Origin of the sequence: Sphingobium sp. 22B (genome assembly GCF_001580035.1) — a bacterium.
Classification (GTDB): domain Bacteria; phylum Pseudomonadota; class Alphaproteobacteria; order Sphingomonadales; family Sphingomonadaceae; genus Sphingobium; species Sphingobium fuliginis.
Genome location: NZ_LTAB01000004.1, coordinates 174697 through 187251, shown reverse-complemented (window position 1 = coordinate 187251; position 12555 = coordinate 174697). Strand labels below are relative to the sequence as shown.

The following is a 12555-nucleotide window of genomic DNA, read 5'->3' as shown; positions in this document are numbered from 1 at the left end:
TGGCGGTTTCCATTTGAAGCGCGACACCCGAGGTGATGCGTAGCATTTCATCCGGGGTGGGGCGAGCCCCACCCCGGATGGCAAAATTTATCCGGCCTTGAGGAGGGCGATCTGTTCTCCCAGGACCTCGTGCGGGGTGCGATAGCCCAGGCACTTGCGGGGTGTGCTGTTGAGGCGATCGGCGACGGCCTGGATCTCTTTGTCCGACAGGAGCGCAATGTCGGTGTTGGAGGGCAGGAAGCGCCGTATTCGGCCATTGCAATTTTCCACGCCGCCTTTCTGCCAGGGCGCGGACGGTAAGCAGAAATAACTGGTGACGCCGAGCCTGTTTCGCAGTGTCGCAAAAGCCGCAAATTCCGTGCCGCGATCAAAGGTGATGCTACGCCGGAGGGAAGGGGGGATGCCGCGCAAATGCCGATCGATCCCGGCCATGACACCGGCAGAATGTCGGCTCGGATTACGCGCGAGGAAGGTGAAGCGGCTGCAGCGTTCGACCAGCGAGGTGAGGTTGGCTTTGCCATATTCTCTCCGGAAGATCAGGAGATCGCCTTCCCAATGTCCGAAGCTGCTGCGATCCGCAATTTCCTGCGGACGTGCGCCGATCGTATTGGCCACAGGAATATGGAGACCGCGTGGCTTACGAGCGTAGCGCTGCCGTCGAGAACGGCGGGCAACGGGAAGATGGCGCCACAGCTTCTGGTGGCGTCCATCAGGTCCATAGACATATTGGTAAATGGTCTCGTGGCACACCGCCTCCCGGTTGCCCCGATGACGCCGCAGGTAACCCGCAATCTGTTCTGGCGACCAGGCGGCCGACAAGCGATCAGCGATATAAGCGGCGAGTTCCGGTTGGCGAGCGATCTTCCCGCCACGAACTCGACGCCCGCGCGCCATGGTCTGTGCGACAGTCGGAAAATAGCCGCGAAACAGCGGATTCTCATCCAGATGGCGGTTGCGCTTGAGCTCTCGATAAATCGTCGAAGGATGCCGACACAGCGCGTCAGCAATTTGCTGTGCTGACCGTCCGGTTGCTGCCAATCGATAAATGTCGCGCCGCTCGTCCAAACCCAGATGCTGATAGCCGTTCATTGCGTGCCTTCCTGGAAAAGGGATCAAACCCTTATAAAACCTAGGATTTCGCACTTCGAAATAGAATCCACCNAAACCCAGATGCTGATAGCCGTTCATTGCGTGCCTTCCTGGAAAAGGGATCAAACCCTTATAAAACCTAGGATTTCGCACTTCGAAATAGAATCCACCTATAAAACGATAAAAGTTTGATAATATTTCTTATGTTAAATTGCCGTAGTTTGAGCTTCAGTAGTGGGGTGCCCACGTTCGACGGCTGCCAGCTTTCTTGCACGGCCGCGATAACGCAGGGCGTTCACAAGCCTGACATCAATTCTCGCGCGTCGCTTTTGCCATTGCGATAGCAGCTTCAAACCGCTTCCTCGTAGGCTCCCGCAATCGAGCCAAGCTGAAAGTCCGTGCAAAATGGGCAAGGACATCGGCTTCCGCCTTGCCTCTTCGGACAAGAGGCAACGCCAGGCTCGCGAGTTCAATGAGAGGAATGTCGCGGTGAGATCGCCAATCTGATCGGGCCGGTCGATACGCAACCAACTGGCCAGTATCCATCGTTTCGTGGAATACCACGTTCCGGCCATCTTCTTGCACCGATGGATGACGATCGGAAATTGCCTGTGTAACGATATCCTGAATAATCCGGCCTGCTCGCTCCTTTTTGTGAGCGCGGGCGATCCTTTCAATCAGGATGTCTTCATACATTGGCCCCTCGGCCTGAAGTGTGGCGTCGATCAGCCTTTCAAGTCTTGGCTTATACTCTGGCTGATAGATCTGTTCGATCTCTTCCAATGGAACAACCAGAGAGGCGATTTGGTATTCGGTGCCGATTTCGATTGCAGGAGGCGAATAACTTTTCTCGCCATCCTCGGGGCTGGAGGGGCGGACCACGGCGGCTTTGTCGACGGGCCCTGCCATATCGTCATCAGACAGGACATGCAGGCCGCGCCCTGCGCTCTTGACCAAGCCCTTTGAATGAAGCGAATTTCCACGAGAAGGGGAAAGGGCATTGTTTACCAGTTCTTCCCACTTTTCCTCGCCCGGGCGAAAGTTGGCGGGTGCCCGATCAGCATCGGACAGAGCCAAGACGTCCACGAGCGCCCTTTTTAACTCACCATTGGACCAAACGAGCTTATCAGACATCAGATTGAGAATGGCATCCTGAACTTGTGACTCGGTGACACGCGTCAAGTTCATATTGAAATCAGGCGCTTCGGCGGCGCTGAGGACACCCGTATTTTGAGCTGGCGCCGGCCAAGCATCATCGGTTTCACCATCATCAGGCGGTGATTGCCCTACGGCAGGTGCAGGCTCAGCATCTTCAGGCGACGGAAGCCGCCAAGTCCGCAATTCTGTATGGCGGCTTATCCATTCTTCGCCATCGTTGATCGGTTCAATTCCCCGCGCGGCAAGAAATGCGGCAACTTCATCGACTACTACCTGCCGATTGCGAACGAAACGCGAGGCAAAACAACGCCAGATCGTCCAACCGGCACGCTCAAGGATACGCTGGCGCATCATGTCATCTGGCCACTTGTCGGGCCCGTGGTAGCGATCCCCGTCGCATTCGATGGCAATGCGCTGGTCGTTGTCACCCTCGACCACGAGATCGATTCTGAAGTTTCCGACACGAACCTGAGTGTTGACCCGGAAGCCGCGTTCGCAAAGCAAGTCGAACATTTCCCGCTCGAAATCGGATTCGCACCGATCACGCCGATCCTTCAGATCAGAAGTTTCAGCCGGGTAGGGGCATCGAAAATGCTCCAGGAGGGATCGACGCAGTTGATCGCTCGTGCGCAGCTGATCGAGCTCAACCGAGCGAACAAGGTAGGTTCGATCTCGAGCCCGCGACAAGGCGACGTTGAAGCGCTGTTCATATCGATTGCCTGAGAGCGGGCTATCCTCCCGCTGTGCCACCAACGAGACGAACATGATGTCCCGTTCATCACCCTGGAAAGCGGTCGGATCACCAACCCGAATTGTGTGGCGCTCCATCACCTCAGTTCCGAGACGCTGCTCGATCTCCTTGTAAATGTGCGCGGCCTGGTTCTGACCCAGCAATGTGGTGACGCCGATCGTTCGCTTCGACATCCTTTCGTCTTCCGCGATCGCCGCGATCTCAGAGACGATGAATTCCGCCTCGGGAACATTCACGTCTCCCTTGCGGAAGCCGTCCTCCACGAAAACGTCAATCAAAGGCGGATCCAGCCGCTCGGATGCCATCGGCAAAGTCCCATCCCTGAGCGGCTGCAACCGCGCCAGGAGAACACCATCGAGGCTCTGGAAATCGCCGCTCGCGCAGCCCGTGATGAGAACCGGCTCCGCCATGCCCGTGCGCTGGAAGATCTAAGAGACAGCCTGATCACGCGCCTCTCCCCGCGCGACGCGCTGCGCTCGGAAGCCGATGCGGAGGCGGTGCTATCGGCTTTGAGCCAAGTGGCGCGGCCAGGCCCAAAGGTCGCGATGAGACCTGAGGTCACCGACGTTCTGATCGAGGCGCTGCGCGGACCGTTCAAGATGCGCATTGTCTATGGCGACACCGATGCAGAAACCCGGACGGTCGAGCCGCATGGGCTCTTGCTGGGATTGCGCAGCTATCTCGTTGCTCGCCAGGCTGATCGAGGCGAGAATCTCCGCCATTTTCGCCTGGACCGCATTCACAGCGCCGAATGTCTCGATGAGAGTTTTCCCATCCAATCCGGCTTTTCCTTGAACGATCATGCGGCGCAGGCCTTCGGCGCTTATCAGGACCCCGCCCAATATGGCGAGATCGTCTGGCGGTTTCTTCCCGAGGCAGCCTCGCGTGCGGCGGAATTCCAGTTCCACCCCAACCAGTCGGCCGAATATCGGGACGACGGCAGTCTGATTGTCCGGTTTAAAGCCGCAGGCTGGCTGGAAATGGCCTGGCATCTCTATCAATGGGGCGACAAGGTCGAGGTGCTGGAACCGGCGGGGTTGCGGGCGCTGGTCGAAGGCCACGCGCGTCCCGACTTCCCGGCCCTGCCCTGATTGACCGATTTGTATCGCCCTTCGTGGCGGCGGTTTTCAATTGAGCTCGGCGAGGAAGCTGGTCGCCGTCAATTGTGCGTGATCGCTCAGGGGCGAGCGCAGCGTGAAGGCGCTTGGCGCACGGGCGAAATTCCACAGCCGCATGAGGCACCATTCCTCGCGCCTCGTATCGGCGACGGCCAGCTCATTGCGAGAGATATGAAAAGGCGTGCGCTCCCATCCGTTGGTGGTCTTGACCTCGATCAGCTTCTCGCGCCCGTCCGCCTCAAAGCTCCGGATATCGAAGCCAAAACCATCGCCATCCTGCACAGATGTCCAGCGGACTTTGTCCGCGAGATCGTCGCGGCCCGCGGCAGATAAATGACGGCGCTCGTGATGCAGCACACATTCTTCACCCGCCTTGCCAAGCGCCCGGTTGCGCGCGTCGCGCTCGGCGACATCATATTTGCGGCCGATCGCGGCCATGAACGCTGGATCGATCGGCGACGGTTCGTTGCGCACCGTGGGCGGCGGCCCGATCCGCAGTGATCCTTGCGCTTCCGGTACGTTCAGGGCAGCTCGTGAGAGCCTGTCGGGAGCCAGCCATTCGGTCCGCGCCTCCAACCACCGCAGGACGCCATCGACCAGCGCATTCTGGAAATTGGCGGCCGGCTTATAGCCCTCGATCCAAGGCTGACCAAGGCCGAGCAAGACCGCGCTGATGTTCTGATGCTTGAACTCGATTGAGCCCTTGCTACGGTCGATCACGGCTTGAAGATCGCGGTTTCGCGCCGCTTTATTGAAGGAGCGACCAACCAGCTCGTCGGTGAGCATGGCGAAATAGTCGGCGACGATGTGATCAATTTCCTGATCGGACCAGACTTCCGCCACGCCCTACTCCACCACCGGGTAGTTCGGCATCGGCCATTCATGCCCGGCATTGTCCATCATGAGATCGATGAAGATCGGCAGCAAGCAGCCGAGCAGCGCGGCGCCATCCCTGACCTGGGCGCGATTGACATCGCTGTTCCATGTCGAGCCACCATGCACCAGTTGGTTGCGCAGCACATAAAGCCGGTCGAACAGGATCGAGAGTATCCTGGCCGTGTCATGATCGCGCAGTGCGGCGCCTATCGCTGTCCGCGACCGCTCGAGCCTGTCAGCCCAGTCGGCATAGCCGGACGCACCATTGTGATGCTGCCAAAAGGGATGGAAGACATAGCGGTTTGCGAGCAGCACCCGGATTTCCTGAGGGAAGCGCTGCCAGACCATGTCGTAGATGCGATGTTTGCCATCAAAGCCCACAAGGGTTGCGAAAAAGGCCTGGAACAATCCCCGCTCACCCTCGGGGATACCAATCACCCGCGATGCTTCAACGTCGCCGGCATAGGCAGCGTTGAAGCCGATCCAGAGCAGGATGAAACGTACATCCTCATCGGCCTGCTCGGCCTCGGCACGGCGCAGCCACGACAGCGCGCGATGCACCCTGAGCGTCAGCGGCTCCGGAAAATCGCCACGCAGCTCGCGCTGCTTGGCCTTCAAGATCTCATGGTGCAGCGGGCTGCCGGGCGGATAGCGATAGGCCATGACCGATATGGTAAAGCCTTGCTGGTCAGGCTCAATCCCTCTCGATCAACGGCCTCGAGATCGTTGCAGCGGCGCTCGTTCCTTGCCGGGTTCCTGCCGGTTCCGGCCTGACGGCTCAACCGCCCGGACCGAGGTGTCCCGCACCTTGGCTGCCTGAAACTGCCGACCTGCCTGCAGATGCGTTTGCACCTTGTCGTTTGCCACCTTCATTACCCTGGCAACGGCATCGGGATTGTCGAACAAGGCCGCGCGCACCACCGTCTCAATCACGCGAAGCTGGCTCTGGGCCGCCCGCGCATTCTTCACCCGGCTTTGCTCCGACGATGTTTGCCTAGACGCCTCATCGGGCTGGCGTCGATCCCGCCCAGGTTCGCGCGACGCCGGCGCAGTGACGGCAGGGGCGATGCTGTTGCGACTAGCATCGCGCCGCACGCGATCCAGCTCCTGCAAATCCCGTTCGCTCGGCCGATATCCCCGTACTTCCAAACCTTGGCGACTGGCTTCGAGCCACGCTGCCCTTCGGAACGTCTCACTGCCGGTAACATGGACGTGTGACCACCCGCGATGGCGAGCGATGGCAACGAGATCGCGCACAACTTCGTCGCTCTCGCTGGAGGTGATGAGCCGTCTGCCCTGGTCACGGAACGCCGGTTCCTTAGCCTGCGCACTCGTGAAATAAGCAGGCTCGCCCGACCATTTGTTCGTCGTGGAGAAATAGCGCTTTCGCAAGGCATCAGGAATGTCACCAGACGACGCCGCCTGGAGAACGGACGGATCGATCGACTTCCCCTTCTTGGTTGCTTCGGGCGACGATTGCGCCGCGTTCGCCGACTTGGCTGCCGCGTCCTGAGCGATCGTATTGCTACGCTTGCTCATACCGCGTGGCACCACAGGTTTTTCAGCGGCCATGATCTGTCCTTTCCTGGATGAGGGGTGAAGATGACGCCCCTTCCGTCTGCACGAGCGCCCGCTCGATCATCGATGACACAAAAGCGATGGCCGCTGCCTCATCGCCGGGCGGCGGCAAGTCGGTCAGGTTGCCCAGGACCAACATATCATCGGTAATCTTAGCCGCCCCCGCCAGTTCACCATCGGTCATTTCCCGCATCTTGGTCTCTTCCAGCAAGGCCCCGCCCGTGCTCTTCGCCGTTGATTTCTCCGCGTCATTGTAAGGGGACACCACCTGATGCTTGCCTGGCGGCAGAACAGTTGGGGGCTGAGCAGCGGGGATAGGCCGCGACGGCAGAATGGGCGGCGCCAACACGCGCCTTGTGAAGCGCGGCATTCGATAAAAGGCGATCTTCCTGCCACGAACCGGCGCGATCCCGCCGCGCAGCAACAAGAGCTCGGTCTTGGGCATCTGCATCAGCTCCTGCGGCAGCAGGAGGGCGCGGCGCTGATCGGATTCCGATATGCTGCGATTGGCCAACAGCCCATGAATCGTTCGGCTGCGCGATTTTACATTCATCGTGAAGAAGCCGAGCCGCTCTGAAAGCTCGTTCGCGACCTTCAGCTCCTTGGGCGTGAACACCACCTCAAGCCCGCAATTGGCGATGATTTCGTCGGTAACATCGGGACCATAAATGGCCCGCAGCTGCGCCCGGCTCTGGATCACCGGCAGCAGGCGCAAGCCGTATCCAGCGACATAGGAAAAGCCGCCCGCGATGACCGAGGCCTTCCCCAGCCTTGCGAATTCATCGAGCAGGATCAGGACTGGGACATTGCTGGCAGCGTCGGGCAAATCGCGCGTGTTGAGATCCACCAGCTGCTGCAGGAAGAGGCTGTAAACCGGCGCGATCCGGTCGATATTGTCGGGCGAGACACCGAGATAGATCGACATGCGCCGCGCCCGGACTTCGCGCAGGTCGAAATCGCTTGCCGAGGTCGCGGCATCGACCACGGGGTTGAGCCAGAGATTGAGCCGCGCCGTGATCGTCTGCTTGATCCCGGAAAAGGTGTTGTCCGAAGCCGAGGCGAAATCCTGGATTGCCGAGACGCATGCCTGACTTAGGCGCTGTCCTGCCCCCCTCGCCTCTTCCAGGGCCTTGGGAAGATCGCTCTTGGGATCCCCAGTGGTCAGCCGTCGATAGATCTCGCCGATCGTGAAGGGCATGCCAGGATTGGCAGCAACGAGCGCGCCGACGCCGATGAAGGCCGCCCGCGCCGCTTCGGCCCAAAACGGGTCCGATCGTTCCGGCGCGGGGAAGAGCATGACTGCGATTTTCTGAAGCTCGTTGACGACTTCGGTGTCATCGGCTCGCCGGATATGCGCCAGGGGATTGTACCGTGCCGTCCGCCCTTCAGGGTCCAACGGATCGAAGAGGTAAACCGATTGACCGGCACGTTGGCGATAACCGGCGCTGGTACTCCAATTCTCCCGCTTCACATCGAGCACGACGACCGAATCCGGCCAGGTCAGCAGATTGGGGATGACAACACCGACGCCCTTCCCGGCGCGCGTCGGCGCTTCGAGCAGGACATGCTCGTTTCCGCCGAAAATGAGGAAACGCCCTGCTTTGCGTCCAACGACAATGCCAGACGGGGCACGCAGCCCCTCGCGTCGGATTTCGCCCTCGCGTGCAAACCGAGCCCTGCCGTGCAAGGATGGGCCTCGCCGCAGGATCGTGAGGACAAGAAGCGCGATTACGGCGGCGCCGGCCATCGCACCCCGCTTGATCCAATCCCCGAGCAGTGGATCACCACGATAATACCAGAGCCAGGCCGGCAGAGTGCCGAGATCGATATTAGGTCCGATCTGCCCGAGTCCGAACAAGGCAACGAACAGGGTAATGACAGCCCACAACAGAATTGCGCCGATCACGCACAGGCCAATCGCCCAGGGACTACGCTGCGCCAGCATCGCCCATCCTCGGCTCGAAATAGATCTCGTCGACCTCAAACCGCCCGCCGTGACGGCGTGTCTGCACAACGACGTCGACGAGCATGCGAAGGAGTCCGCGAATATCGTCGCGGGCGAGATCGCGGCCGCCTTCCGATTCCTTGACGAGCAGCGTCAGCTGTTCGAACGCGCCGGCGGGTGAACCGGCGTGGACGGTCGTGATCGATCCGGGATGCCCGGAATTGACGTTCCTTAGATAGAAGAAGGCGGTGCCGTCACGCAGCTCCTGGAGCAGGATGCGGTCGGGCCGCATGCGCAGCGCGCTTTCGAGCAGCTGCTTGGCGCCAACCTTGGCCAGGCCCTGCCCCTCGCTCGAATAGACCATATGGACGACATTGCGATGAGGCACGACCAGCTCACGGGTGTCTTCGATGGTGAGCAACCGCTCCTCCGGTGGGATAAGCTGGATGAGCGCTTTCGCGAGGGTCGTCTTTCCCGAACCCGTGGCGCCACTGACCAGAATGTTCTTGCGTGCCGGAACGGCGACCTTGAAGAATTCCGGCCAGTCGCCCGCGTCGCGCAGCGCCACTAACCGCGCATCGACATCGGTGAGACCCTTGGCGCTGGCGCGCGTCATCCGGAACAGCCCGGCCCCAGCCAGTTGGTCGATCGGCAGGGTCACGGTCGACGGTTTGCGGATCGTGAAGGAAGGGCAACCGCTTGGGGTGACCGACGGTATGACGATCTGGCAGCGCTCGCCGCCCGGCAGGACTGTCGAACAGATCGGAGACTGACCATCGATATCCTGGTGCGTGAAGCTCGCCGCGGCAACAGCCAGGGTAGAAAGCCAGTCGCTGTCCAGCTCCGGCATCTCCTGCCAGCGCCACCCTTGGCGGTCCTCGATCCCCGCTTCTCCCGGGCGGTTGACCACCAGCTCCGTGACATCCTCCGGTTCCAGGAGGGGCAGGAGCGGCGCGAGATAGTGGCGCAGGACGGCGGTATCGCGCATGGCTTACCGCCGCAGTTCCAGATTGTAGACGTCGGCGAAGTTGAAATCCTTGGCGACGAAGATGCCGACCTCCTCGCCCTGATTCTTCTTCAGGACCGGCCGGATATTGATATTGTTCTGCAAGGCAATCGCCGCGCCTTCGCTGGGCGCCCGGGTCACATTGTTGAAATTGCCATTGCCGCTCGAGGCGGCCTGTCCGGCGATATAGGCGGCATCATCGACGAGTGAGAGGAGCAGGGCGCCGCCAAAACGCGCCCAGAAGAAGCTGTCGACCGCGCCTGCAAGCCCGGCTCGGCCGAGTGCATCGGAGCCAGGCGAGGCAAGATCGATCCGCACGCCCTGGGGCGTTACCGCTCGCGTCCAGAGGACGAACAGGCGATTTTGCCCTTGCTGGATGCCGCCGCGATATTCGCCGAGAACGCGCGTGCCCTTTTCCATGAGTACGACCCGGCCATTCTCGGAATAGACGTCTCGCGGGATCAGGCAGGACGTGTAACCGGGCTGCGCGGAATTGATGGCGGTTTGCAGAATGCAGGGGATCAATGTGCCCGCCGTAATCAGAAAATTGCGGTTCGGCAGCATCGAGGCCCGCGCTTCCCCGGTCGAGGAGCTTTGCCGCAAAAGATCGAGCGCGTTGGGCGCCCTGCCCTCGCCGCTCTCTGGCGCTCCGGCAGCGTTGTCGGGCGCTTCCCCGGCAGCCCCTGCAGCTGTGGGCGCGCCGGCCTCGCGGCCAAGATCGCGACCTCCATAGGCGATCAGCGTGGACCGCCGCGCCTGCTCGGCAAGCGTTGGCCGAGCGGCACTGGTCCCGCTCGGTGCCGCGCCCGGCTGCATGGCGGGCACAATTTGGCCTTCAGGTCCGGGAACGCCAGCGGCAGGATTGAGCACCGGCGCGTTGGGGTCCGCGCGGGCAGCCCCGAGCGGTCGGCGTTGAGGGGCGACCGCGGCATAATCGACTGTTTCCCGAGCGACGATATCGGGTCGTTCCCGGGCTGCACCTGCCGGCGCGGTGAGGTCACGAGACGAGGATTGCTGGCCCGTGCCGGAATTCACCCAGAGAATGCCCAGGACCATTGCCGTGCCGGCGAAGATCAGCGCGGTGTTGCGCCGCGCGGGCGTCGTGCCGCCGATCGGCTCGATTCCACGCTCGTGAAGAATTTCGTGCCTTTCGGGCGTTGGATCGGCACCGGGCAGCGGGCGCACGACAGGGGACGGTTCATCGGCCATGGTTCATTCCTGCGGATGGGAGATGGTGCGCTCGACGTGAGACGATCCGGTATTCGTTCCATGATCGACGCCATAAGGTTCGGGCGCCTGGTTATAGATGCACAGCACCTCGCCGCCCCGGCGCAGGCGCAGTTGGCGCGCCACCAAATGAACGACGACGAATTCATCGCGAACGTCGAAGGGAACCAGGGTTTCGGACCCGTCTGGCCTCACCAGATAAATGGCAGGAACTTCCCGGTTCGCCGGAAACCGCAAAACCGTGAATTGGCCATTGTCGGAGACCTCCGACGGCTGCAAATCGCTCGAACCCTGCACCTTATAATTCATGTTGCGCGGACCCTCGATCACCGCATGGTCGAGGGCACCGCGAACAGCCTGGGCCTCCAGCGCCGCCGCTTGCATCGCGATCTGTGCCGCTCTCAGGCGTTCGGCCCGCGCCACCTCGTCCCGCGGATAGCGGAAGCGGACCTGGAAATAGGCCTGGCCGTTGCGGCCGATGATCGGACCACTACGAGCCGTGAGTTCAAAGGCATAGCTTCTTAAGGTTCCGCCGCGAGACGTGGTGACGATAAGGTTGGTCGGTCCAGCGCGTTCGCGCGGCTTGAGGAACAAGATGTGGCCGGCCACCGCCACCTCCCAGGAGACGGTGTCGCCCAGCGCTACGTGCTGAATCGTTTCGTCCTCGCTGAGGACAATCTGGGTTGCTGTCCGGAAGGTCCCGACGATGCGATAGACCTGCGCTTCCTCATAATCGACGAACTTGACGCGTGGGTCAGACGCAGCGCCACGCGGGACCTCAACCGCATGGGCAGCAGAAAGGGATGCAAACGCGATGAAAACCGCAGCGACCAATGTTTTCATCGGACTACCTCCGGGTCGGAGCGGTAATTCTCGACCTGGAAGCCGAGCGGGTTCCGATAGCGATCACCTTCGGCCATCGGCGCGTTGGCATAGGCGAAAGTGACCGTGGCGATCCAATCGCTGCTCTGCGTATCCGTCTCGGTCTGGACGATCCGTGTGAATCGCACATTGGCAACCCGATCATTGATGAAGGCGATGTTGCGCACCCGCGCCTGGACGACTGCGTTTTTCCCCCAGGCGTTCTGGGGACTGGCAGCATTGTTGTTGCTGAAGAAGCGTGCCCAGCGCTGCTGCTCCGCCGGCTGCGACAGGATTGTCACGAAGCGGAAATTCTCCTCGGCAGCCGCCGGTATCCAGCTTTCACGCGTCCGGACATATTGCGCGAGAAAGTATTTGGTGACCGCTTCATCATAGCGCATCGGCCGCTGGGTCAGCGCCGTCTGGACATCCACCGCGCCCGTAGTCTGATTGACCCGAATGACATAGGGCACGACGGTCTTGAGCGGGGCCAGCGCGGCGACAGCAAAAATGGATGCGGCCGCAAGGATCGAGGTTACCGTCGCCACGGTCCAAGCAATACGCGTCGATCGCAATGCCGATCGAACCCTGTCCTGGTCCCAGCTTCGCGCTTCCTGGAAATAGCGTTTGAGCCCGGAAGTAGGCACCGCCTCCGCGTCATCGTCAGCAACTCGCATAACGAATGTCCTTTGGCGCAAAGGAAACCTTGTCGTCCGGAGGCGCTGGCACTGCGGGCGGAGGCGGTGGATCGCCCACCTGCGGATGAGACAAGGGAGGAATGGGCGGCGCAGGGCGCGGCGCTGTAGTCGCCCGCACCGGCGATCCGGGCAGAACGCTCCCATAGATGTTCACGTCACGCAGATGGTGCCCGTTGCAAACGGCCAGCTTCTTGGGTCCGGACGCGCATGCCGCGAGGCCCAGCAGTGGAAGGCTGCCGATCAGGCAG

At 61.2% G+C, this 12555-nt stretch carries 11 protein-coding genes; 1 reads left to right on the top strand and 10 read right to left on the bottom strand.

Features of this window, described 5'->3' with window-relative positions; all coding sequences use genetic code 11:
- Positions 1-87: 87 nt before the first annotated feature.
- Positions 88-1089: an IS30 family transposase gene (locus A0J57_RS06460; protein WP_061934287.1), complete on the bottom strand. Its 1002-nt coding sequence runs from the start codon at positions 1087-1089 to the stop codon at positions 88-90.
- Between the two features lie 309 nt (positions 1090-1398).
- Complete coding sequence (locus tag A0J57_RS25915; RefSeq protein ID WP_235600805.1) at positions 1399-3234, bottom strand: DUF3320 domain-containing protein; 1836 nt, start codon at positions 3232-3234, stop codon at positions 1399-1401.
- Here A0J57_RS25915 and A0J57_RS26840 point away from each other — a divergent pair.
- Positions 3115-4089 carry a YafY family protein gene (locus A0J57_RS26840; protein ID WP_235600804.1) on the top strand — a complete coding sequence of 325 codons (975 nt, stop codon included), beginning with the start codon at positions 3115-3117 and terminating at the stop codon, positions 4087-4089. The two genes, A0J57_RS25915 and A0J57_RS26840, sit on opposite strands and share 120 nt — an antisense overlap.
- 36 nt (positions 4090-4125) lie before the next feature.
- Here A0J57_RS26840 and A0J57_RS06440 read toward each other — a convergent pair whose 3' ends face one another.
- The 8 genes from A0J57_RS06440 to A0J57_RS06405 are packed head-to-tail and all read right to left on the bottom strand — an operon-like array spanning position 4126 to position 12286.
- Positions 4126-4959, bottom strand: a complete 834-nt coding sequence (locus A0J57_RS06440; RefSeq protein WP_007684601.1) for a DUF3883 domain-containing protein — start codon at positions 4957-4959, stop codon at positions 4126-4128.
- A gap of 3 nt (positions 4960-4962) precedes the next feature.
- Positions 4963-5655: a HEPN domain-containing protein gene (locus tag A0J57_RS06435; RefSeq protein WP_015449349.1), complete on the bottom strand. Its 693-nt coding sequence runs from the start codon at positions 5653-5655 to the stop codon at positions 4963-4965.
- Between the two features lie 45 nt (positions 5656-5700).
- Positions 5701-6564, bottom strand: a complete 864-nt coding sequence (locus A0J57_RS06430) for an LPD7 domain-containing protein (protein ID WP_015449348.1) — start codon at positions 6562-6564, stop codon at positions 5701-5703.
- Positions 6554-8515 carry a type IV secretory system conjugative DNA transfer family protein gene (locus A0J57_RS06425; protein WP_021245267.1) on the bottom strand — a complete coding sequence of 654 codons (1962 nt, stop codon included), beginning with the start codon at positions 8513-8515 and terminating at the stop codon, positions 6554-6556. Before A0J57_RS06425 ends, A0J57_RS06430 begins: the two co-directional genes overlap by 11 nt.
- Positions 8499-9503, bottom strand: coding sequence for a P-type DNA transfer ATPase VirB11 (gene virB11, locus A0J57_RS06420; protein WP_007684605.1), 1005 nt, complete (start codon positions 9501-9503; stop codon positions 8499-8501). Before virB11 ends, A0J57_RS06425 begins: the two co-directional genes overlap by 17 nt.
- 3 nt (positions 9504-9506) lie before the next feature.
- Complete coding sequence (gene virB10, locus A0J57_RS06415) at positions 9507-10730, bottom strand: type IV secretion system protein VirB10 (RefSeq protein ID WP_021245266.1); 1224 nt, start codon at positions 10728-10730, stop codon at positions 9507-9509.
- Between the two features lie 3 nt (positions 10731-10733).
- Positions 10734-11591: a P-type conjugative transfer protein VirB9 gene (gene virB9 / locus A0J57_RS06410; RefSeq protein ID WP_021245265.1), complete on the bottom strand. Its 858-nt coding sequence runs from the start codon at positions 11589-11591 to the stop codon at positions 10734-10736.
- A complete protein-coding gene (locus tag A0J57_RS06405) occupies positions 11588-12286 on the bottom strand; it encodes a virB8 family protein (protein ID WP_021245264.1) in 699 nt (232 codons plus the stop codon). The genes virB9 and A0J57_RS06405 overlap by 4 nt, the downstream gene beginning before the upstream one ends.
- Between the last annotated feature and the right edge of the window lie 269 nt (positions 12287-12555).

Bases quoted from the DNA above. Each gene is read 5' to 3' on its own strand.
- A0J57_RS06460 (WP_061934287.1), bottom strand. From the start codon at position 1,089: ATGAACGGCTATCAGCATCTGGGTTTGGACGAGCGGCGCGACATTTAT.
- A0J57_RS06435 (WP_015449349.1), bottom strand. From the start codon at position 5,655: ATGGCCTATCGCTATCCGCCCGGCAGCCCGCTGCACCATGAGATCTTG.
- A0J57_RS06430 (WP_015449348.1), bottom strand. From the start codon at position 6,564: ATGGCCGCTGAAAAACCTGTGGTGCCACGCGGTATGAGCAAGCGTAGC.
- A0J57_RS06425 (WP_021245267.1), bottom strand. From the start codon at position 8,515: ATGCTGGCGCAGCGTAGTCCCTGGGCGATTGGCCTGTGCGTGATCGGC.
- virB11 (WP_007684605.1), bottom strand. From the start codon at position 9,503: ATGCGCGATACCGCCGTCCTGCGCCACTATCTCGCGCCGCTCCTGCCC.
- virB10 (WP_021245266.1), bottom strand. From the start codon at position 10,730: ATGGCCGATGAACCGTCCCCTGTCGTGCGCCCGCTGCCCGGTGCCGAT.
- virB9 (WP_021245265.1), bottom strand. From the start codon at position 11,591: ATGAAAACATTGGTCGCTGCGGTTTTCATCGCGTTTGCATCCCTTTCT.
- A0J57_RS06405 (WP_021245264.1), bottom strand. From the start codon at position 12,286: ATGCGAGTTGCTGACGATGACGCGGAGGCGGTGCCTACTTCCGGGCTC.